Origin of the sequence: Xanthomonas sp. WHRI 8393 (genome assembly GCF_040203315.1) — a bacterium.
Classification (GTDB): Bacteria; Pseudomonadota; Gammaproteobacteria; order Xanthomonadales; family Xanthomonadaceae; genus Xanthomonas; species Xanthomonas arboricola.
Genome location: NZ_JBEGGL010000006.1, coordinates 1 through 19,578 on the forward strand (window position 1 = coordinate 1; position 19,578 = coordinate 19,578).

Sequence of the window (19,578 nt, forward strand, 5' to 3'; positions counted from 1 at the left end):
GTAGGAGCGCACCTGGGCGCGACGGGCTGTGCCGGTAAAGCCTGTCGCGCCCAGGTGCGCTCCTACCGTGGTGTCGGCGTCTGCGGTGTGTTGTCGGATTGCCTGGCCTGTCGTAGGAGCGCACCCGGGCGCGACGGGATGTGCCGGTAAAGCCAATCGCGCCCAGGTGCGCTCCTACCGTGGTGTCGGCGTCCGCGGTGTGTTCCCGGATTGCCCGGCCTGTCGTAGGAGCGCACCCGGGCACGACGGGGTGTGCCGGTAAAGCCTGTCGCGCCAGGGTGCGCCCCCACAGGGTGCGTTGGTCGGCGGGCGGTCTCAGCTGATCGTGCCGACCAGCTTCAGGCGCTTGTCTTCGGGCACTTCGCTGTAGGCCAGCACCGACAGGGACGGGACGCTGTGGCGGACCAGGCGGGCCAGGGCGGCGCGGACCTGGCCGGGCACCAGCACCACTGCCGGTTCGTTGCGCGCTTCCTGCTTGCCGACGCAGTCGGCCAGGCTCTGGTGCAGGCGCTCGGCCAGGCCGGGCTCCAGCGCCACGCCGTTGCCGTGGGTGGATTCCTGCAGCACGCGCTCCAGCTGCGGGGCCAGCGTGTAGACCGGCAGCTCGGCCGACATGCCGGCGATTTCCTGCACGATGAAGCGGCCCAGCGAGGTGCGTACCGCGGCGGTGAGGGTGGTCGGGTCCTGGCTGTGCGGGGCGTGTTCGACCAGCGCTTCGACGATCTTGCGCAGCTGGCGCACCGGGATGCGCTCGATCAGCAGGTTCTGCAGCACGCGCACCACCACCGACAGCGGCAGCGCCTTCGGGGTGAGGTCTTCGACCATCTTCGGCGCGGTCTTGGCCAGGGTCGCCAGCAGCTGCTGCACTTCCTCGTGGCCGAGCAGTTCCGGGGCGTGTTCGCGGATCAGGTGCGACAGATGGGTGGCGACCACGGTGGCCGGGTCGACCACGGTGTAGCCCATCGATTCGGCATAGGCGCGTTGGTGTGGCTGGATCCAGGTGGCGTCCAGGCCGAACGCCGGGTCCTTGCCGGGGATGCCGTCGAGCTGGCCGAGCGCGCCGCCCGGGTCCAGCGCCAGTTCGCGATCGGGATAGATTTCCGCGGTGGCCACCGGCACCCCGTGCACCAGCAAGCGGTAGGCGTTGGCCGACAGCTCCAGGTTGTCGCGGATATGCACCGGCGGCACCAGGAAGCCGATGTCCTGGGTGAGCTTGCGGCGCACGCCCTTGATGCGCGCCATCAGTTCGCCGCCCTGGTTCTTGTCCACCAGCGGAATCAGCCGGTAGCCCACTTCCAGGCCCAGCGGGTCGATCGGGCGCAGCTCGTCCCAGCTCAGCTCCGAGCTGGCCTGGGCGGCAGTGGCCGCGGCGGCGGCCTTGGGATCGGTGGCCGGGTCGCCGGTCGGCGGGATGATCAGGCTGCGCTTGTACATCTTCCAGGCGATCACGCCCAGGATCAGGCCCAGCGTCAAAAACGCGACGTTGGGCATGCCCGGCACCAGGCCGACCAGGCCCAGGATGGCCGCAGCCACCGCGAGGGCGCGGTGCTGGCCGAACACCTGGCTGATCATGGCGCCGCGCATGTCCTGCGCACGCGAGGCGCGGGTCACCAGCAAGGCGACCGAAGACGACACCAGCAGGGCCGGCAGCTGCGCCACCAAACCGTCGCCGATCGACAGCAGGGTGTAGGTGGAGGCGGCATCCACAAAGCTCATGCCGTGCTGGAACATGCCCACCGCCATGCCGCCGACCAGGTTGATGAACAGGATCAGGATGGCGGCGATGGCGTCGCCGCGGATGAACTTGTTGGCACCGTCCATCGCACCGTAGAAGTCGGCTTCCTCGCGGACTTCCTCGCGGCGGGCCTTGGCTTCCTCGCGCGTCAGCAAACCGGCGTTGAGGTCGGCGTCGATGGCCATCTGCTTGCCGGGCATGGCGTCCAGGATGAAGCGCGCGGTCACTTCCGACACGCGTCCGGCACCCTTGGTGATGACCACGAAGTTGATGATGGTCAGGATCGCGAACACCACGATACCCACGGCGTAGTTGCCGCCGATCACGAACTGGCCGAATGCCTCGATCACCTTGCCGGCCGCGGCATGGCCGTCCTGGCCGTTGATCAGGATCACGCGGCTGGAGGCGACGTTCAGCGCCAGCCGCAGCATCGTGGTCATCAGCAGCACGATCGGGAAAATGGTGAATTCCAGCGGGCGCTGCACGTAGACGACCGCCAGCAGCACCATCAGCGAGATGGCGATGTTGAAGGTGAACAGCGCATCCAGCACCGGTGCGGCCAGCGGCACCATCAGCATGGCCAGCATGGCCATCAGCGCCAGCGGCGCGCCCAGGCCGTTGCGCAGCAACTCCATGATGCGCCGGGCATTCATCGGGGCGGGTTGGGCGCTCATGCACTGGCTCCCTTGCCGAACTCATCCACGTCCAGCGACGGCAATTCCGGCATCGGGCCGCCGTTCCAGCCACGCAGCTGGTAGACGTAGGACAGCACCTGGGCCACGACCGAATAGAGTCTCACGGGAATTTCCTTGCCGATTTGCGCTTCTCTATACAAGGCGCGTGCCAAAGGCGGGGCGGTGACGATCGCCACGCGGTGCTGTTCGCAGGCTTCGCGGATGCGGAAGGCCATTTCGTCCACGCCCTTGGCCACCACGATCGGGGCGCGCATCTTGCCGCCTTCGTACTTGAGCGCCACCGCGTAGTGGGTCGGATTCATCAGCACCACGTCGGCCTTGGGCACCGCTTCCATCATCTGGCGCTGCGACATCTGCATCTGCATCTGGCGGATGCGGCCCTTGACCTCCGGGCTGCCCTCGCTTTCCTTCATCTCGCGCTTGATCTCTTCGCGCGTCATCTTCAGCTTCCGCAGCCAGTTCCACTTCTGGTAGGGCGCGTCGATGGCGGCTAGCAGCACCAGCGCGCCGGCGGTGTAGAACAGCAGGCTCTTGGTGAAGTCCAGGCCGTTGCCTACCGCCTGTTCCAGCGGCTGGTTCACCAGCGAGCGTAGGCCGTGCAGGCCCTTGGAGATGCACAGGCTGGCGGCCAGGCCGACGAACAGCAGCCGCAGCACCGACTTGATCAACTCGGCCAGGCTGTTGCTGCCCCACATGCGCTTGATCCCGTTCATCGGGTTGAGCTTGGTGAGGTCGGGCATGATCGCCTTGCCGGAAAAGCGCAGCCCGCTCATCAACAGCGGGCCGGCCAGGCCGGCGGCCAGGCAGATGCCGATCAGCGGCAGCATCACCCACAGCAGCTGCAGCAGCAGGTCGCCGAAATGGCCGAACAGCGCCATCGGGTTTTCACGCATCTTCGGGTCCGGGCTGAGCGCGGTCTTCATCCAGACGCTGGCGCCATCGCCGATGCCGCGGGCCAGGGCCATCAGCGCGAACACGCCGGCACCGAACACCGCGGCGGTGGACAACTCGCGCGATTGCGGGATGTTGCCCTGCTCGCGGGCTTCGCGCAGGCGTTTTTCGGTGGGAAGCTCTGTGCGTTCGCCGCCGTCTTCGGACTCGGACATGGAGGTGCCGGTGACTGGTCAGCCCTGTGTCATGCAAGTGGCGTTCCAGTCGGTGAGGCCGGGGGTGGGGAGTCGGGGTCGGGGGAGAGCTGGCCGAGAGGGGGCCGGCCTGAAAAAGTGGCTGATCGGTGCAGGCGGCGCTGTGGAGCCGCTGCGTTGTATGCGCCTGGCCTGCGCCCGGGGCGCGGCTGCTCATGCCACCGAGGATTCGGGCTCTTCCGGTTCGATGCGATTGCGGCCATGCCGCTTGGCGCGGTACAGCGCCTCGTCGGCACGCGCCAGCAGCGTGGCGGCGTTGTCGCCGCTCCGGAACCAGGCCACGCCGACCGAACAGGTCACCTGCAGCGGCCGGGCGGCACCCACCTCGTACGGTGCCAGGCTGAGCTTTTCGTGGATGGCGCGCAGCCGGTGCTGGCTATGCCGCGACATGCCCGGCAGCAGTAACAGCAGTTCCTCGCCGCCGTAACGGCCCACCTTGTCCGAGTCGCGCAGGCAGGCGGTCAGGCGTGCGCCGACCTTGGCCAGCACCGCATCGCCGACCAGATGCCCGTGTTCGTCGTTGACCAGTTTGAAGTGGTCCAGGTCGATCAGCACCACCGCCAGCGGATGCCCGCCGTGCGCGCAGGCCTGCAGTTCTTCGGCCATGGCTTCGAGCACACCGGAGCGGTTGAGCAGGCCGGTGAGGGCATCGTGGCTGGCCTTCAGGGCCAGCGCCGCACGCGCGCTTTCCAGATCGCGTTTTTCGTGTTCCAGCTGATAGGTGCGCTCGGCCACCAGTTCGGCCAGCATGCGTTCGCGCGCAACCAGGTGGCGGTGCCGCCAGCGCCACAGGCCGGCCAGCAGCGCGCTGCCGATCAGCACATACAACGCGATCGCCGGCGGGCTGCGCCACCACAGCGGGGCCACCGCAAACGGCAGGTCGGCGATCGGCGAGGCGGTGCGGCGGTAGCGGTCCAGCACCTGCACCTGCAGCCGGAAATGCCCGGAGGGCAGCGGCGCCTGGTCGATCGACAGGTTGTCGCTCTGGATCCATTCGTTGTGCAGGCCGAGCAGGCGGTAACGCACGGTCAGGCGACTCGGGTCGTCGTACACCTCCATCGTGGACAGCTCGATATGCAGCGGCTGGTCGCTCCAGCCCAGCAACTGGCCGCGCTGCACCGGCACGCCGCCACGGCTGACGCTGTCGATGCGCACGCTGGGCTGGCGCGCATCGAACAGCCGCGCCGGGTCCAGCAGATGGCTCACCCCGCGCGAGGTACCGATCCAGATCGACCCATCCGGATCCTCGGCGAAGGCGGCTTCGGAGATGTCGTCCCACAGCAGGCCCTGCGATTGCGACAGATGCGCCCAACGCTCGCCGTCGTAGACCTCCACGCCGCGCGCATGGCCCACCCAGACCCGGCCGAGGCTGTCGCCGCGCATCAGGTAGACGCCGACATCGCGCAGCGCCTCGTCGCTGATCGCCTGCAGATCCAGCCGCTCGCCCAGCAACATGCCGTGCCAGAGACCGGGCCGATAGAACGCCAGCCACACCTCGCCGCTGTCGCTGATGTGGAACTTGCTGATCCACGGGTCCGAGGCGCCGCCATTGACCAGCACCTCGACCCTGGACCAGCGCGCGCCCTGCAGCCGGAACAAGCCGTTGGCGGTGGACACCCACAACGTGCCGTTGGCGGTCTGCTGGATGTCGGTATAGGCGATGGTGGGCATCTCCGGGACCGCTTCCATCGTGCCGCCCTCCAGCGGATGCCGGATCACGAACAGGCCGCCCGCGCTGAGCATCCACATCCGTCCCTGCCGATCGATCAGCAGGCGGCGTGCGGTGCGCGGCAGTTTGGCGATCTGCGCGCTGCGGCCATCGGGCCAGGTGCGGCGCAGTGAACCGGCCGAATTGAGCGTCCACAGGCTGCCATCGGCGCTGCGTTGCATGCCCACGATCTGGATCCCGGAGGCCTGCAGGGCCGGGACGAACCGGCCGCCCGGATCGACCTGGCGGCCGGTGCCGTGTTCGTTGCCGACCAGCAACGCGCCCTGCGCGTCGCGGGCGATCGACCAGGTAGGCGCGGCCGGCATGCCCTGCGAGGCGTCCCAGTTCTCGATCCATTCGTAGCCGGCCCAGCGCACCAGGCCTTCGCCATCGACGGTCATCCAGACATCGCCATCGCGGTCCACCAGGATCGCATCGCTGCTGCCGGGCGGCAGCCCGTTGTCGGCGCCGAAACTGCGCCAGCGGCCGTTCTCCCAGCGCGCCAGCCCGTCGTTGCGACGTACCAGCACGCGTCCTTCGCGGTCCAGCACCAACGGCGCCTGTCGCCCGATGGTTCTGCCATCGAGCAAGGGCAGCGGCCGCACGCTGAATTTGCTGGCGCCCGGCGCGCGATAGAGCAGGTTGCCGGTGCCGCGGACCCACAGTGCGCCGTCGTGATCCCGCAATACGCTGTACCAGCGATCTTCCGGCACGCCTTGGTCCGGCCCGTACACCTGCACCTTGCGTTGCGCATCGATGGCGCACAGCCGCTTGGCGCAGCCGGCCCACAAGGTGTCGCCGTCCACCGACAGGCTCAGCACCTTGGACAGCTCGGGCACGCGCACCCGGGTGGCGGTGTCCAGCAGCGGCTCGCTATGCCAGTGGCCGTTGCCGCGTGCGCTCAATCGTTCCAGCGTGCCGCCATTGGCCAGCACCGTGCCCCAGGAGGGACTGGCCAGCAGCATGTCTTCCTGCAGGTGTTCGGCCTCGTCGGGGGCCAGTTTGCGGAAGCCGTGCTCGTCGCCGACGAACAGGGCCTGGAAGCCGGCCACCCACAGCCGCCCGTCGGCGGCTTCGGCCATCGAGGTGATCGGTTCGTTGCGCAGGCCATCCAGCATCACCTGCTGGAAGCTGCGCCCGTTGTAGCGATACAGGCCGCTTTCGGTACACACCCACAGCAGCGTGGCGCGGGTCTGCAGCAGGCAGGTGCCGGCCAGCCCGAGCAAGCCCTGGTCGTGGGCGTAGCGACGAATGCTCGCGCTCTGCGCGCCGGCCAGATCGGCCAGCGACAGCAAGGCCAGCAGCAGCACCGCCAAGAACGGTGCACGCCGGCCTGACGACCTGCATTGACGGTACTCAACCCCCACGAGCGTTGCACTCTCCCACGCATCGGCGCGTGTGGTCCGCGCCCCTCGCGCGGGTGTCTCACGCTTGCCATGGGCGGCCCCCATAGCAGGCCGCAGTAAACCGACTAGCGGCTGTTCACGCGTGTTTCTTTAATGCTTAAGCAGGCATGGCGGCGTGAGTGCGCAGCGCGCACGGCCATTGCCGGGCGCGTGTTGTTCCCTGGGCCGGACCCTGTCGCTGCAGGCGCGATCACGCCGATGGCTTGATGCCGGTCGCGCAACGGCTGCATGGCTGCCCGCACGCAGGCGTCGCAGCGGACACGTCTTTCCCGGCAAGGCGTCCGTGGGAGGCTACGTGCCCGGCCGGTCGACACATCGCAGCATTGGCACTGCCTTTCGACCTGCGTCCAGGCGCAGGCTCAGCCGCTGGCCGCGGCGTCGTAGCGCACATGGTCGTAATCGATGCGGTTGCGTCCATTGCGCTTGGCGCGATAGAGCGCGGCATCGGCGCGCGCCAGCAGCTGTTCCAGGGTTTCGCCCGGCTGGAACCAGGCCACCCCGACCGAGCAGGTCACCGGCAGCACGCCACCATCGATCGGGTAGTTGCCGCAGATCCCGCGATGCAACGCCTGCAGGCGATGGGTGGACTGGGCACTGAGCCCCGGCAGCAGCGCCAGCAATTCCTCGCCGCCGTAGCGACCGATGCGGTCGTCGCCGCGCACCAGCGTATCCAGGCGCCGGCCGACTTCGGCCAGCACCGCGTCCCCGGCCAGGTGGCCGTGCTGATCGTTGACCAGCTTGAAGTGGTCCAGGTCGATCAACACCACCGCCAGCGGCCACGCGCTGGTGTCGGCACGCGCCAGCATGCCGCGCAGCGCGTGCAGGATGCCGGCGCGATTGAGCAGCCCGGTCAGCTCATCGTGGGTGGCCTTGAGCGCGAGCTCGGCGCGTGCCGCCTCCAGCTCGCGCTTGTCCTGTTCCAGCTCGGCAGTGCGCTCGGCCACCAGTTGCTCCAGTTCGCGTTTGCGCCGCAGCAGCTTGCGCGTGCGCCAGCGCAGCAGCGCGATCACCGCGGCAATGCCCAGCAGCACGTACCCGGCCACTGCCGGCACGCCGCGCCACCACGGCGGGCGCAGCACGAAACGCAGCCGCGCGACCGGGCTGGCGCTGCGCTGGTAGGCATCCAGCGCCTGGACTTCCAGCGTGTAGGTGCCGGGCGGCAACAGCGGGTAGGTGAGGTGACTGAGCGAGGTCTGGGTCCAGCGTGCCTGGTGGCCCTCCACCCGGTAGCGGAAGCTGATGCGGTCCGGGCCGCCTTCGGCGCCGGGCGCGCTGATGTCCACATCCAGCGGCACCTGCGACCAGTCGACCTGCGCCCCCGGCGTGATCGCCTGGTTGCCACGCCGCACGCGCAGGATGTCCACGCGCAAGGGCGGTGCGGCGAACACGCGCAACGGATCGATCAGATGGGTGGCACCGCGGCTGCTGCCGAGCCAGATGCTGCCATCCCCGTCCTCGAAGAACGCATTGGCCGACATGTCGTCCCACAACAGGCCCTCGGTGCGCGTGGCCCGCGACCAATGGCCGTTTTGCAGCATGTCCAGGCCCTGGCTGCTGCCCAACCACAGCCGGCCCTCGCGGTCGTGGCGCAGGATGAACGGCATCACCCGCGCCACCAGCGGATCGTCGACCGCGCGCAGCGCCAGCACGCCATCGGCCTGCAGGCGGCCATGCCACAGCCCGGTGTCGCGCAGCGAGATCCACAGCTCGCCATCGGGAGCAAAATCGATCAGAAAGAAATCCTGGCTGGGCAGCGCGCCACGCACCTGCACACGTTGCCAGGCGCCATCTGCCTGCCGCTTGTAGAGCCCCTCGCGGGTGCTGGCCCAGAGCCGGCCCTGGGGATCGAGATCGACATCGCCCACGAACGCGGCCGGCACGCCCGGATCGCGGATGGCCTGGTATGGCGCGCCCGGCGGCATGCGATACAGGCCGCGCGGGGTGGTGATCCACAAGGTGCCGGCGGCGTCGAACAACAGCTTGTTGATCGGCAGGCCCAGCTGCAGCACATCGACGGTCCGGCCGCTGCGCGGATCGCGCCGCGCCAATGCGCCGGACGAGCGTGCCACCCAGGCGGCGCCGTCTGTCGGCGAGAGCGCCAGGGAGATCGACTGCAGCAGCGGCTGGCCGTCGTCCAGCGTCCAGGGCTGCATGCGCCCGCTGCGCGGATCCAGCACATTGGAGCCGGCATCGCCGCCGACCAGCAGCTCGCCGCTAGGCAGGCGCTGGATCATCCAGGTCGGCGCTTCCGCCAGGCCCTGGCTCTCGTCCCAGTGTTCGATGTTGCCGTAGCCCAGCCAGCGCTGCACGCCCAGGCCACGGGTACCGATCCACAGCTGGCCGCTGCGCTGCATCAGCAACGGGCCGACCATCGGGCTGATCGGCAGCCCCTGGTCGTGGCCGAAGTAGCGCCAGTGATCGCCTTCCCAGCGCACCAGGCCGCGATCGGAGCGGGTCAGCAGGCGGCCCTGTACATCTTCGGACAGGGTGGTGGCGGCCGAGAGCGTGTCGAAGCTGGTGCCTGCCGGCGCCGCATGGTTGCGGAATACACGCTCTCCCGGCGCGCGCGACAGCACCAGGCCGCCGCCGCGCAGCCACAGGGTGTTCTGGTGGTCGCGAAAGATCGCCCGCCACTGCCGCTCCGGCACTCCGTCGGCTTCGCCGAGCAACTCGGTGCGTCCGTTCTCGTCGATCCGGCAGACGTGCGGCCCGCAGCTGCTCCAGAGTGCCGTGCCATCGGCAAGTAACGCCTTGCCGGCGGGCAGGCTGGTGCCATCGGCCAGCTGCAACGGCAGCGGGTGCACCGACCAGCCGCCCGTGTGATCCGGCGACAGGCGCAGCAAGGCGTTCTCGCTGACCACCACCATGCCGCCGGCATAGGCAGCCAGCACATTGCCGCTGTCGGCGCGGATCGGTTTGCCGTCACGCAGCAGCTGCACGAACGCACCGCCGTCGCGCACGAACACGCCGTTGGCGCTGGCAACCCATAACCGTCCTGCAGCATCCAGCGCCAGGGCGCGGATATAGCGCGCATCCAGGCCACTCTCTTGGCCAACCGGGATGAAGCTCTCGCGCTCGAAGCGGTGCAGGGCCAGCTCGGTGCCCACCCAGACCACGCCCTGGCGGTCTTCGAGCAGGCTGTTGACGGTCATGCCCTGCAGGCCATCGGCCTGGGCGTAGTCGCGGAAGCTGTAGGTCTGCGCCCGCGCGTTGCCGCACGCCAGCAGCACGGCAATCCAAAGACAGCCCCAGGCCCACCAGTGGCCGCGTCGTGACGCAATCGGAGCGAACAGCGCAGACACGTTGGGCATCGGTTCCCGCCGACTTTGGCGTGGGTGAGTGATGGCGATTGGCGGTATCAATCGTCCTGTGGCGTTGACGGCTGACCAGCGAAAAACTTGAGGCAGTTCACAGTTATGGATGTGTCCGCTAGGCAGTCAAATCCCTGGCGGCGTCGAAGGCGGTATCGAACATGCGTTGCACGGGCGGTGCGAATTCGCTGGCGAAGCTGGACAGCAGGAACAGCCCCAGCAACACCGTCAGCGGCAGGCCCAGCTGCATCGGATTCAGCGCCGGCGCGGCCTTGGCCAGCGCGCCGAAGGCCAGGTTGACCGCCAGCATCGCCACCATCATCGGCAGTGCCAGCGTGAGCCCGCCGCGCAGGATCTGCAGGAACAGGGTCGGCGCCACCTCGGCGAAGGCAGCGGCGTCGGGAAGCGCGGTGCCGATCGGCAGGGCCTTGTAGCTGTCCACCAGCAATGCGATCACTGCCAGGTGTCCGTTGGCCGCGAAGAACAGCAAGCCGAACCCGAGATAGAACCACTGCGCGATCACCCCCGAGGTGACCCCGCGCAGCGGGTCGGACATCTGCGCAAACGACAGGCCGGTGGACTGCGACACCAGTTCGCCGGCCATCGCGCCGGCCTCGAAGATCAGCTTGAGCATGAAGCCCATGCTGGCGCCCACCGCCAGCTCGCGGGCGACGCTGAGCACCGCCTGCGCGGTGAAACCGTCCCAATCCGGCACCGGCGGCAGCAGCGGCGCCAGCACCATCGACAAGGTCCCGGCCAGCATCACCCGCACCCGTCCCGGCACCGCGCGGGTGCCGATCAACGGCATCGCGGTCAGCAACGCACCGGTGCGCAGCATGGTCCACATGATCGCCCCGACCATCGCAAACGCGCGCTGGCCGTCGATCACCATCTGGGTGGCAGCATCCATCCGGCCGGGTCCGCTAGCCGATCAGATGCGGTATGCGCTGGAACAGCGCAATGGTGAACTCCACCAGATGCCCCAGCAGCATGCTGCCGGTGGCAAACAAGGTGGCCGTCAACGCCACCGCCTTGGCCACGAAGGCGATGGTCGGTTCGTTCAACTGGGTGGCAGCCTGCACCACGCCGATCACGACACCGACGACCAGCACCGCCAGCAACATCGGGCCGGCAATCCACAGGACGGTGACCAGGCCACCACGCAATTCGGTCAGGGCGATTTCAGGGCTCATGGGTGTGGTGATGCAAGTGGGGTGCCAAAGGACGGGATTGGGGAATCGGGAATCGGGAAGCGGGGGATGAGGTCTGAAGCTAGTGCGATGGTGTGTGGGCTGACCGAGGTGCGGTCTGCAGAGGCTCGCCCCTCTCCAGCGGGAGAGAGGGGTTGGGTGAGGGTGCGAGGCGAAGCCATGCGTCTTGGAGCGTCGCTCAGCTGGGTGCTTCGGCCGCTATCGGCTGCACTGGCTGGCGCGCTTACTGTGTGCCCTGCGTTTGCTGCGCGACTTCGGGACCCCATGCCGAAGCGGCAGGCCGGGTCGACACGCCGGCAGGGCGGCACGCATGCAGACCTTGCGGCTACGACGCGTTGAAGCTCGCGGCCAGTGTGCCCACCACCAGCACCCAGCCATCCACCAGGATGAACAGCAGGATCTTGAACGGCGCCGAGATCAACATCGGCGACAGCATCATCATGCCCATCGACATCAGCACGCTGGCGACCACCAGATCGATGATCACGAACGGGATGAAGATCAGAAAGCCGATCTCGAACGCCGTCTTCAGCTCGCTGGTCACGAACGAGGCCACCAGCACCGGGAACGGCACCGCGTCCGGGCCGGCGTACTTGCCGTCGCCGGCCATGCCGGCGAAGGTCATCAGGTCGGTCTCGCGGATCTGCGCCAGCATGAAGGCACGCAGCGGCTGGGTGGTCAGCGTCCAGGCGGTCTGGAAATCGATCTGGTTGTTGAGGTACGGCGACAGGCCCGCACCCCACATCTTCTGCCACACCGGCATCATCACCAGCGCGGTCAGAAACATCGACAGCCCCAGCAGTACCTGGTTGGACGGGGTCTGGCCGGTGCCCAGCGCCTGGCGCAGCAGGCCCAGCACGATGGTGATGCGGGTGAAGGCGGTCAGCACCAGCAGCATCGACGGCAGCAGGGTGATCGCCGTCATCAGTAGCAAGGTCTGCAGCGGCAGGCTCACCGGCTGGTCGCCGATGCGGCCGACGCTGACATTAGGCAACGACGGCAGCTGATTGGCGCCGGCCGGAGCGGCCGCCGGCGCGGCGGCCTGGGCCATGGCCGGCAATGCGGCGGGCGTGGCAGCGGCCAACAGCGGGCAGCTCATCACCAGCAGGATCAGCACCAGGCGGAGGCTGCGCCCCCAGCGATTCCAACGACTCAACATGTCACGGGTCCTTGCGCAGCTTCTGTGCCAGCAGCTGGGCGAAATTGGGAAGTTGCTTGAAGTTGGGCAGGGTGGGGGCGGGCGCGGACGGCAGCGGTTCGGACAGGGTGTGCAAGGTGTTGATGCCGCCGGCGGTGACGCCGAGCAACAACTGCTGGCCGTTGACCTCCACCACCACCACGCGTTCCTTGGCACCCACCGCCAGGCTGGTCACCACCCGCAGACCCTCGCTGCTGCGGAAACCGCTGCCGGGCATGCGCTTGAGCAACCAGCCCAGGCCGACGATCAGCGCCAGCACCAGCAGCAATGCAAACACCGCGCCAAACAGGCTGGGCGAGGACGGCGCCTGCGCGCCGACCTGGGTGGCCTTGGCCGCGACCGGCGCGGCAGCGGCCAGCAGGCCGATCACCGCAGCCTCCGGATCCGTTCGCTGGGGCTGACCACGTCGGTCAGGCGGATGCCGAAGCGGTCGTTGATGACGACGACTTCGCCATGCGCGATCAAGGTGCCGTTGACGTACACGTCCAGCGGCTCGCCGGCGCCGCGCTCCAGTTCCACCACCGAGCCCTGGTTGAGCTGCAGCAGGTTACGGATCGGGATGCGCGCGCGGCCCACTTCCAGCGACAGCGTCACCGGCACGTCCAGGATGACGTCCAGGTTGAGGTCGGTGGCATTCTGGTCGTGCTCGGCCTGCAGGCTGTCGAAGGTGGCAGGCGCGGCGTCGAGGATGTCGGAGTTGATCATTTGCTGGAGTCCTGGGAGGGAACGGCGCGTGGGGCTTGCACGCCGGGCGGGCGTACGGCGGTGATCTTGACGGCGTTGTTGCCATTGGAAACGCCGAATTCGCCGGTGAACAACGGAATGTCTTCCACGCACAGCGGCACCTGTGCGGGCAGGTCGATCGGCAGGATGTCGCCGATCTTCAGGCCGGTGAGCTGGCGCAGGCTCATGCGCTTGCTGGCCAGCACGCTGGACAGGGTCACCTCGGCGGTATCCAGCTGCTCGCGCAGCATCACGTTCCAGGAGTCGTCGCGGTCGTTGCGGTCGCTTTGGATGCCGGCATCGAGCAGTTCGCGGATCGGCTCCAGCATCGAATACGGCAGGGTGATGTGGATCTCGCCGCCGCCGCCTTCCAGTTCGACATGGAAGCGGCACACCACCACGTACTCGCGCGGGGTGACGATGTTGGCGAAGTGCGGGTTGATCTCCGAGTTGATGTACTCGAAATCCACTTCCATCACCGGCGCCCAGGCTTCCTTGAGGTCGGCGAAGGTCTGCTTGAGCATCAGCTGCACCACGCGCATCTCGGTGGCGGTGAATTCGCGACCTTCGATACGGGTGTGGTAACGGCCGTCGCCACCGAAGAAGTTGTCCACCACGGTGAACACCAGCGTGGGTTCGAACACGATCAGGCCGGTGCCGCGCAGCGGCTTGAAGCGGATCAGGTTGAGGTTGGTGGGCACATACAGCGAATGCATGTACTCGTTGAACTTGACCAGGTCGATGCCGCGCACCGACAGGTCGGCCGAACGCCGGATCAGGTTGAACAGGCCGATGCGCCACAGCCGCGCGAAGCGCTCGTTGACCATCTCCAGGGTCGGCATGCGGCCGCGGATGATGCGGTCCTGGCTGGACAGGTCGTACTGGCGCGCCTCGCCGGGCAGCGGCTCCGGCTCGGTGTTGACCGCACCCGAATCCACGCCATGCAGCAGGGCATCGATTTCGTCCTGGGAAAGCAGATCGCTGACGCTCATGGGGCAGGCCTTACTGGGTGACGAAACTGGTGAACAGCAGTTCTTCGACGCACTTCTTGCCGGTCTCGCTGGTCATGACCTTCTGCGCTTCGGCCAGGGCGGCCTTCTGCAGCTTCTGCTTGCCGACCAGGTCGGCCACATCGGTGGCCTTGACCTGCGACAGCAGCATCAGCAGATGCGCGCGGATGGCCGGGGCGTTTTCGGTGATCAGCTTGAGGTCTTCCGGGTCGCGGGTGACCAGCTGCACTTCGACCTGCAGGTACTGCGGGCCGTCGCCGGGATCGGCCAGGTTGACCACGATTGCCGGATCCATCGGGAAGTACTGCGCCGGCTTGGGCACCTCGGCCACCTTGGGCGCGGCGTGCTTGCCGTCTTTCTCCTCGCCCTTGTGGCCGAAGAAGAACCAGGCGCCGCCGCCGGCAGCGGCCAGCACCACGACCCCGACGGCGATCAGCAGAAGTTTCTTGCCGCCCTTCTTCTTGTCGCCCTTGTCGTCTTTGTCTTCGGTCTTCTTGGGTTTTTCCGCGGCTGCCACAGTCTGCTCCAGGGGGAATGCTCACCCAGTGGATGCAATTGGCATGCCAATCCGGCGACGGTTTCCTGGCGCGCGTGCAGCTTCAACGGCAAAACCCCCGCAGGCCTTGCGCTGCGAGGGTCGTGGGGGTGCTGTCCGAGCTTGCCGGCACCCAGGTTCCAGCCGCGCCGGGGCGTGCCCGGCGCGCGTGCTCAGGCGTAGGCGTCCAGCAATCCACGCTGGCGTAACACCACCGACGGAATTCCGACGGGCGGGCTATCGTCCAGGCTGAGGCCATTGCCATCGCTGCCGCCGCCATTGCGGTTGCCGGACTGGCTCTTCTGTTGCTGGCCGACATCGGCCTGACCGAGCTGGAAGCCGTTCTGGCTGAGCATGTCGCGCAGGCGCGGCAGGCTCTGCTCCAGCGCCTGGCGCACGTCGGCATTGGCGGAGCTGAAGCTGGCATTGACCTTGTCGCCGTCCAGATGCAGCCGCACCTCGACCGGGCCCATCTCGTTCGGGGTTACCTTGATGTGGGCATGGCCGATCTTCTGGTCGGCCAGCCAGCTCAGGCGCGCGCCGATGGCGTCGTCGAAGGTGTCGCTGCCCATCTCCGGGGTCGGCGTGGGCGAGGCGCTGAACACCGGCGCCGGGTCCTGCAAGCGGCCGAGTGCGGCCGCCGTGGTGGTCGGCAGCACGAACGCCGGGGCGTCCGGCGCGGCCGGGCCGGCGCTGTCGTCGGTGCCCGGGTCCAGCGCCTTGGTCGCCATGCTCATTAGCGCAGCTGCCTGGGCGTCGCCGCTCAAGGCGGTGACGGAGGTGGGCTTGGCGCCTGTGGCGGCAGCCGGTGCCAGCGCGCCCAACGAGGGCAGGGCGGTGCCGGCGGTCGCGGGTGCGGTGGGTGCGGCCGCGTCGATCGGCAGCGCGGTTGCAGCCGGCGTGGCGCCGGCACTGGCGGTCACCCCGGCCGCCAGTGCCGCAGCCGCGGCCTCCAGCACATCGCTGCCGGGCAGTGCCTGCGCCAGCAGACCCATGCCGAAGCCGCCCAGGCCCGGCGGTGGCCAGCCGGCGTCGGTGGCGGTGGCTGCGTCGGCCGGCGCGTCTTCGCCGTTGCTCGCGGTCTTGCCGCCCTTGCCGGCCTTTGCGGTGGTGGCAGCACTACTACCGTCGGCGGCAGACGACTCCTTGGCGGTGCCGGACTTGGCAGCCTTGGCATCGCCGTCCTGCGCGCGCGGGCGTGCGGTGGCGTCGCCCGGCGCGTCGTCGCCGTGGTCGTCGTCGCTGCGCTGCCTGTCGGACTGGTTGGGCTTGGGCGCAGCCTGCTTGGCCGGCACGCGCTCGGGCGCCTGCGGCGGGGCCTGGTTCGGCGTGTTGGCCGGGTTGAGCATGCGCGCGAACTGATCCTGGCCAGCGTCCGGCTCGGACGAGGGATCGCTGTAGCTGGATTTCTTGCCGGTGCCGGCGAGTGCGCCGAGGCCGGCGGCAAAAGCGGACAAGGGGTTCATGCGGATTCTCCGTGGGTATCTTCGCTGCGGGCCAGGCGCGAACGACGCGCGCCGAGGTCGTCCATCTCACGCTGGTCGCGGCGTTCGATCACCTTGTTCTCCTGCGCGCGGTAGCTGGCGGCCAGTTGCTCCAGTACCTGTTTCTCGCGGCTGGCCAGCAGCAGCCGGGTGCGCTCGGCTTCCACCTTGTTGCGGTTGGTTTCCACGGTCTGGGCCTGTTGCAGCACGGCGCTGTCGAGCCGGTCCAGGAAGGCGCGGCGGTTGCTCAGCGCCACGGCGCTGGTGCCGGCCATGTGGCTGTTGGCGTATTCCTCGGCGTAGCGGCGCAGTTCGTCCAGGCGTGACTGGTGGGTGTCCAGGACGCGCTGGCGCTCGGCCAGGTCGCGCGCGACCTTGTCTTCCTGTTCCTGGGCGCGGCGCAGCAGGGGGTCGATCCGTTTGGATTGCATCATGGATTAATTCTCCGGTTCCACCAGCTGCTGCAGCGCGGACAGGCTGTCGCTCAGAACCGACGCCTTGTGCACATCCTGGCCAAGGAATTCGACGATCTCAGGCCAGCGCGCCAGGGCTTCGTCGGTGGCCGGGTCGCTGCCGCGCTGGTAGGCGCCGATGGCGATCAGGTCGCGGTTGGCGGTGTAGGCCGACAGCAGGCGCTTGAGCTTGCGGATGCGCAGGCGCCAGGTGTCGTCGGCGATATCCTGCACCACGCGGCTGACCGAGGATTCCAGGTCGATGGCCGGGTACAGGCCGCTGTCGGCAACCCGACGCGACAGCAGGATATGGCCGTCCAGGATGGCGCGCGCGGCGTCGGCGATGGGGTCCTGCGGGTCGTCGCCCTCGGTCAGCACGGTGTAGAAGGCGGTGATCGAGCCGCGCCCCTTGGCGCCGTTGCCGGCGCGTTCCACCAGCGCCGGCAATTTGGCGAACACCGACGGCGGGTAGCCGCGGGTGGTCGGAGGCTCGCCGACCGACAGGCCGATCTCGCGCTGCGCCTGGGCGAAACGGGTCAGCGAATCCATCAGCAACAACACGTTCAGGCCCTGGTCGCGGAACCATTCGGCGATGGCGGTGGCGCGGTAGGCGCCATGCAGGCGCGCCAACGGCGGCCGGTCGGCCGGGGCGGCCACCACCACGGCGCGACGCAGGCCTTCCTCGCCCAGCGTGGTTTCGACGAAGTCGCGCACTTCGCGGCCACGTTCGCCGATCAGCCCGACCACGATGACGTCGGCCGAGGTGAAGCGGGTCATCATGCCGAGCAGCGTCGATTTACCGACGCCGGAGCCGGCGAACAGGCCCACACGCTGGCCGCGGCCGATCGGCAGCATGGCGTTGATGGCGCGCACGCCCACGTCCAGCGAGGTGGTGATGGGCTCGCGCGCCAGCGGGTTGATCGACACGCCGGCCATGCTGACGCTGCCTTCGCCGCGGATCGGGCCCTTGCCGTCCAGCGGGGTACCGTCGCTGTCGATGACGCGGCCGAGCAGGCCTTCGCCCACTTCCACGCCGCCGCGGCGCCGCGAGGGCACCACGCGGGCGTTCGGCAGCAGGCCATGCAGTTCGGCGCTGGGCATCAGGTAGGTGCGTTCGCCGGCGAAGCCGACCACTTCGGCATCGACCCAGCCGCCGTCGACTTCGACCTTGCAGGTGGCGCCCATCGGTGCCTCGCAGCCGGTGGCTTCCAGGGTCAGGCCGACTGCCCGGCGCAGGATGCCTTCGCGGATCAGGGTGCGGCCTGCGCTCGGTTCCAGCCCGAGCCCGCTCAGGCGGGTGGCCAGGCGCAGGTTGCGCGCGTCCAGCCAGTCGGCCGGGGTGGCGCCCAGCAGGGCGCTCACAGGCCCGCTCCGGATTTGCGCATGACTGTCTCCAGCGCGGCCCGCAGGCGCGCGTCCAAGGTGCCGTCCACGCGCACGCTCTCGGCATGCACGCGCAGGTCGCCGCGGCTCAGGCTCAGGTCCGGGGCCACGCGGGTGGTGCTGCTGGGCGCCAGATGCGGCAGCAGCGCGGTGATGTCGTCCGGGTGCAGGCGCACTTCCACCTCGCGGCCGGCGCCGCCGACCGCATCGATGGCCTCCTGCACCAGCTCGGCCAGCAGCTGCGGGTCGGCCTGGTAGGCACGCCCGACCAGCGAGCCGGCGATGCGCACGGCCAGCTCGCCGAGCGCGCCGACCACTTCGTTCTCCAGCCGCGCCAGCGGGCGGGTGAAGTTGTCCAGGATGCCGTCGATCTGCGCGGTCAGGCGGCGCACTTCGGACTGGCCCTGGGCAAAGCCTTCGGCATGGCCGCGGGCGAAGCCTTCCTGCTGGGCGGCGTCCTCGATCGCCTGGATCTCTTCCAGGGTCGGCGGACGCAGCACCGGCTCGAGCACGGCCGGCTCGTCGTACTCCGGCGCCGGCGGGGCCGGCTCCAGGTGCAGGTCGGGGGCCAGCCAGCGGGTGACGATGTCGTTCATACCATCGCCTCCGCACCGGCGCCGCCGAGGCTGATGGCGCCTTCGTCAGCCAGGCGGCGGACGATGGTGAGGATTTCCTTCTGCGCCGCTTCCACGTCGGCCAGGCGCACCGGGCCGCGCGCTTCCATGTCCTCGAGCAGGATCTCGGCGGCGCGCTGGGACATGTTGCGGGTGATCTTCTCGCGCACCTTGACGTCGGCACCGCGCAGGGCCAGGCCCAGGCGCTCGCCGGAGACCTCGCGCAGCAGCGTCTGCAGGCCGCGGTCGTCCAGGTCCACCAGGTTGTCGAACACGAACATCAGGTCCTGGATCTTGCCGGCCAGGTCGGCGTCGATCTTGCCGATCTCGCCCAGCACGCCCTGGTCGGCGCCGGTGTCCAGGAAGTTGAGGATGTTGGCGGCCACCTTGATGCCACCCACATTGGACGACTTGAGGTTCTGATTGCCGGAAAACTGGCGCTCCATGATGTCGTTGAGCTCGCTCAGCGCATTGGGCGGGATGCCGTCCAGGGTGGCGATGCGCAGCAGCACGTCGGCGCGGGTGCGCTCGGGCAGCAGCTTCAGGGCCTCGGCGGCCTGGTCGCTGTCCAGATGCGCCATGACGATGGCGATGATCTGCGGGTGCTCGTTGCGCACCAGGTCGGCCACCGCGCGCGGGTCCATCCACTTCAGGGTGTCCAGGCCGGTGGTGTTGCGGCCGAGCAGGATGCGGTCGATCAGGCCACCGGCCTTGTCGGCGCCCAGCGCCTGGATCAGCACGTTGCGGATGTAGTCGTCGGCGCCCACGCCCAGCGAGGTCTTGCCGGCCAGTTCGCCGTTGAAGTCGTCCATCACCTTCTCGACCTGATCGCGCGAGATGCCGGTCATGGTGGCCATGGCGATGCCGATCTTCTGCACCTCCTTGGGGTCCATGTGCTTGAGCACTTCGGCGGCGTCGCTTTCCCCAAGCGACAGCAACAGCACGGCGGCGCGCTGTACGCCGGTCAT

At 68.6% G+C, this 19,578-nt stretch carries 16 protein-coding genes; all 16 read right to left on the reverse strand.

Annotated elements, in window-relative coordinates:
- Window positions 1–315: 315 nt before the first annotated feature.
- The 16 genes from flhA to fliG all read right to left on the reverse strand — a co-directional run bounded on the left by flhA (window position 316) and on the right by fliG (window position 19,578).
- Window positions 316–2,388, reverse strand: coding sequence for a flagellar biosynthesis protein FlhA (gene flhA / locus ABQ137_RS17610; protein WP_349783324.1), 2,073 nt, complete (start codon window positions 2,386–2,388; stop codon window positions 316–318).
- A gap of 17 nt (window positions 2,389–2,405) precedes the next feature.
- Window positions 2,406–3,536, reverse strand: a complete 1,131-nt coding sequence (gene flhB / locus ABQ137_RS17615) for a flagellar biosynthesis protein FlhB (RefSeq protein ID WP_039511031.1) — start codon at window positions 3,534–3,536, stop codon at window positions 2,406–2,408.
- A 192-nt stretch (window positions 3,537–3,728) separates the two neighbouring features.
- The gene (locus tag ABQ137_RS17620) at window positions 3,729–6,650 is read right to left on the reverse strand and encodes a ligand-binding sensor domain-containing diguanylate cyclase (RefSeq protein WP_349783267.1); all 2,922 of its coding nucleotides are present in this window, start codon (window positions 6,648–6,650) and stop codon (window positions 3,729–3,731) included.
- Window positions 6,651–7,048: 398 nt separating this feature from the next.
- On the reverse strand, window positions 7,049–10,000 hold the full coding sequence (locus ABQ137_RS17625; RefSeq protein WP_349783268.1) for a diguanylate cyclase: 2,952 nt from the start codon (window positions 9,998–10,000) through the stop codon (window positions 7,049–7,051).
- Window positions 10,001–10,118: 118 nt separating this feature from the next.
- Complete coding sequence (gene fliR, locus ABQ137_RS17630) at window positions 10,119–10,910, reverse strand: flagellar biosynthetic protein FliR (protein WP_024937668.1); 792 nt, start codon at window positions 10,908–10,910, stop codon at window positions 10,119–10,121.
- Window positions 10,911–10,923: 13 nt separating this feature from the next.
- Window positions 10,924–11,193 carry a flagellar biosynthetic protein FliQ gene (locus ABQ137_RS17635; protein WP_005917968.1) on the reverse strand — a complete coding sequence of 90 codons (270 nt, stop codon included), beginning with the start codon at window positions 11,191–11,193 and terminating at the stop codon, window positions 10,924–10,926.
- Between the two features lie 343 nt (window positions 11,194–11,536).
- A complete protein-coding gene (fliP, locus tag ABQ137_RS17640; RefSeq protein WP_104609406.1) occupies window positions 11,537–12,370 on the reverse strand; it encodes a flagellar type III secretion system pore protein FliP in 834 nt (277 codons plus the stop codon).
- A 1-nt stretch (window position 12,371) separates the two neighbouring features.
- Complete coding sequence (gene fliO, locus ABQ137_RS17645; protein WP_184380316.1) at window positions 12,372–12,779, reverse strand: flagellar biosynthetic protein FliO; 408 nt, start codon at window positions 12,777–12,779, stop codon at window positions 12,372–12,374.
- Window positions 12,776–13,114 carry a flagellar motor switch protein FliN gene (gene fliN, locus ABQ137_RS17650; RefSeq protein WP_016904992.1) on the reverse strand — a complete coding sequence of 113 codons (339 nt, stop codon included), beginning with the start codon at window positions 13,112–13,114 and terminating at the stop codon, window positions 12,776–12,778. The genes fliO and fliN overlap by 4 nt, the downstream gene beginning before the upstream one ends.
- Window positions 13,111–14,124 carry a flagellar motor switch protein FliM gene (gene fliM, locus ABQ137_RS17655; RefSeq protein WP_016904991.1) on the reverse strand — a complete coding sequence of 338 codons (1,014 nt, stop codon included), beginning with the start codon at window positions 14,122–14,124 and terminating at the stop codon, window positions 13,111–13,113. Before fliM ends, fliN begins: the two co-directional genes overlap by 4 nt.
- 10 nt (window positions 14,125–14,134) lie before the next feature.
- Window positions 14,135–14,659 carry a flagellar basal body-associated FliL family protein gene (locus ABQ137_RS17660; RefSeq protein ID WP_016904990.1) on the reverse strand — a complete coding sequence of 175 codons (525 nt, stop codon included), beginning with the start codon at window positions 14,657–14,659 and terminating at the stop codon, window positions 14,135–14,137.
- A gap of 191 nt (window positions 14,660–14,850) precedes the next feature.
- Window positions 14,851–16,143: a flagellar hook-length control protein FliK gene (locus ABQ137_RS17665; RefSeq protein WP_349783269.1), complete on the reverse strand. Its 1,293-nt coding sequence runs from the start codon at window positions 16,141–16,143 to the stop codon at window positions 14,851–14,853.
- Window positions 16,140–16,595 carry a flagellar export protein FliJ gene (fliJ, locus tag ABQ137_RS17670; RefSeq protein WP_054591189.1) on the reverse strand — a complete coding sequence of 152 codons (456 nt, stop codon included), beginning with the start codon at window positions 16,593–16,595 and terminating at the stop codon, window positions 16,140–16,142. Before fliJ ends, ABQ137_RS17665 begins: the two co-directional genes overlap by 4 nt.
- 3 nt (window positions 16,596–16,598) lie before the next feature.
- Window positions 16,599–17,975, reverse strand: a complete 1,377-nt coding sequence (gene fliI / locus ABQ137_RS17675) for a flagellar protein export ATPase FliI (protein ID WP_046342558.1) — start codon at window positions 17,973–17,975, stop codon at window positions 16,599–16,601.
- Window positions 17,972–18,592: a FliH/SctL family protein gene (locus ABQ137_RS17680; protein WP_024939589.1), complete on the reverse strand. Its 621-nt coding sequence runs from the start codon at window positions 18,590–18,592 to the stop codon at window positions 17,972–17,974. Before ABQ137_RS17680 ends, fliI begins: the two co-directional genes overlap by 4 nt.
- Window positions 18,589–19,578 (reverse strand): flagellar motor switch protein FliG, encoded by a 990-nt coding sequence (gene fliG, locus ABQ137_RS17685; RefSeq protein WP_024939590.1) that lies wholly within the window; start codon window positions 19,576–19,578, stop codon window positions 18,589–18,591. The genes ABQ137_RS17680 and fliG overlap by 4 nt, the downstream gene beginning before the upstream one ends.

Excerpts from the sequence above, each read along its gene's own strand:
- ABQ137_RS17635 (WP_005917968.1), bottom strand. The coding sequence starts at position 11,193 with ATGAGCCCTGAAATCGCCCTGACCGAATTGCGTGGTGGCCTGGTCACC.
- ABQ137_RS17665 (WP_349783269.1), bottom strand. The coding sequence starts at position 16,143 with ATGAACCCCTTGTCCGCTTTTGCCGCCGGCCTCGGCGCACTCGCCGGC.
- ABQ137_RS17625 (WP_349783268.1), bottom strand. The coding sequence starts at position 10,000 with ATGCCCAACGTGTCTGCGCTGTTCGCTCCGATTGCGTCACGACGCGGC.
- ABQ137_RS17680 (WP_024939589.1), bottom strand. The coding sequence starts at position 18,592 with ATGAACGACATCGTCACCCGCTGGCTGGCCCCCGACCTGCACCTGGAG.
- fliN (WP_016904992.1), bottom strand. The coding sequence starts at position 13,114 with ATGATCAACTCCGACATCCTCGACGCCGCGCCTGCCACCTTCGACAGC.
- fliM (WP_016904991.1), bottom strand. The coding sequence starts at position 14,124 with ATGAGCGTCAGCGATCTGCTTTCCCAGGACGAAATCGATGCCCTGCTG.
- fliG (WP_024939590.1), bottom strand. The coding sequence starts at position 19,578 with ATGACCGGCGTACAGCGCGCCGCCGTGCTGTTGCTGTCGCTTGGGGAA.
- flhA (WP_349783324.1), bottom strand. The coding sequence starts at position 2,388 with ATGAATGCCCGGCGCATCATGGAGTTGCTGCGCAACGGCCTGGGCGCG.
- fliR (WP_024937668.1), bottom strand. The coding sequence starts at position 10,910 with ATGGATGCTGCCACCCAGATGGTGATCGACGGCCAGCGCGCGTTTGCG.
- fliP (WP_104609406.1), bottom strand. The coding sequence starts at position 12,370 with ATGTTGAGTCGTTGGAATCGCTGGGGGCGCAGCCTCCGCCTGGTGCTG.
- flhB (WP_039511031.1), bottom strand. The coding sequence starts at position 3,536 with ATGTCCGAGTCCGAAGACGGCGGCGAACGCACAGAGCTTCCCACCGAA.
- fliJ (WP_054591189.1), bottom strand. The coding sequence starts at position 16,595 with ATGATGCAATCCAAACGGATCGACCCCCTGCTGCGCCGCGCCCAGGAA.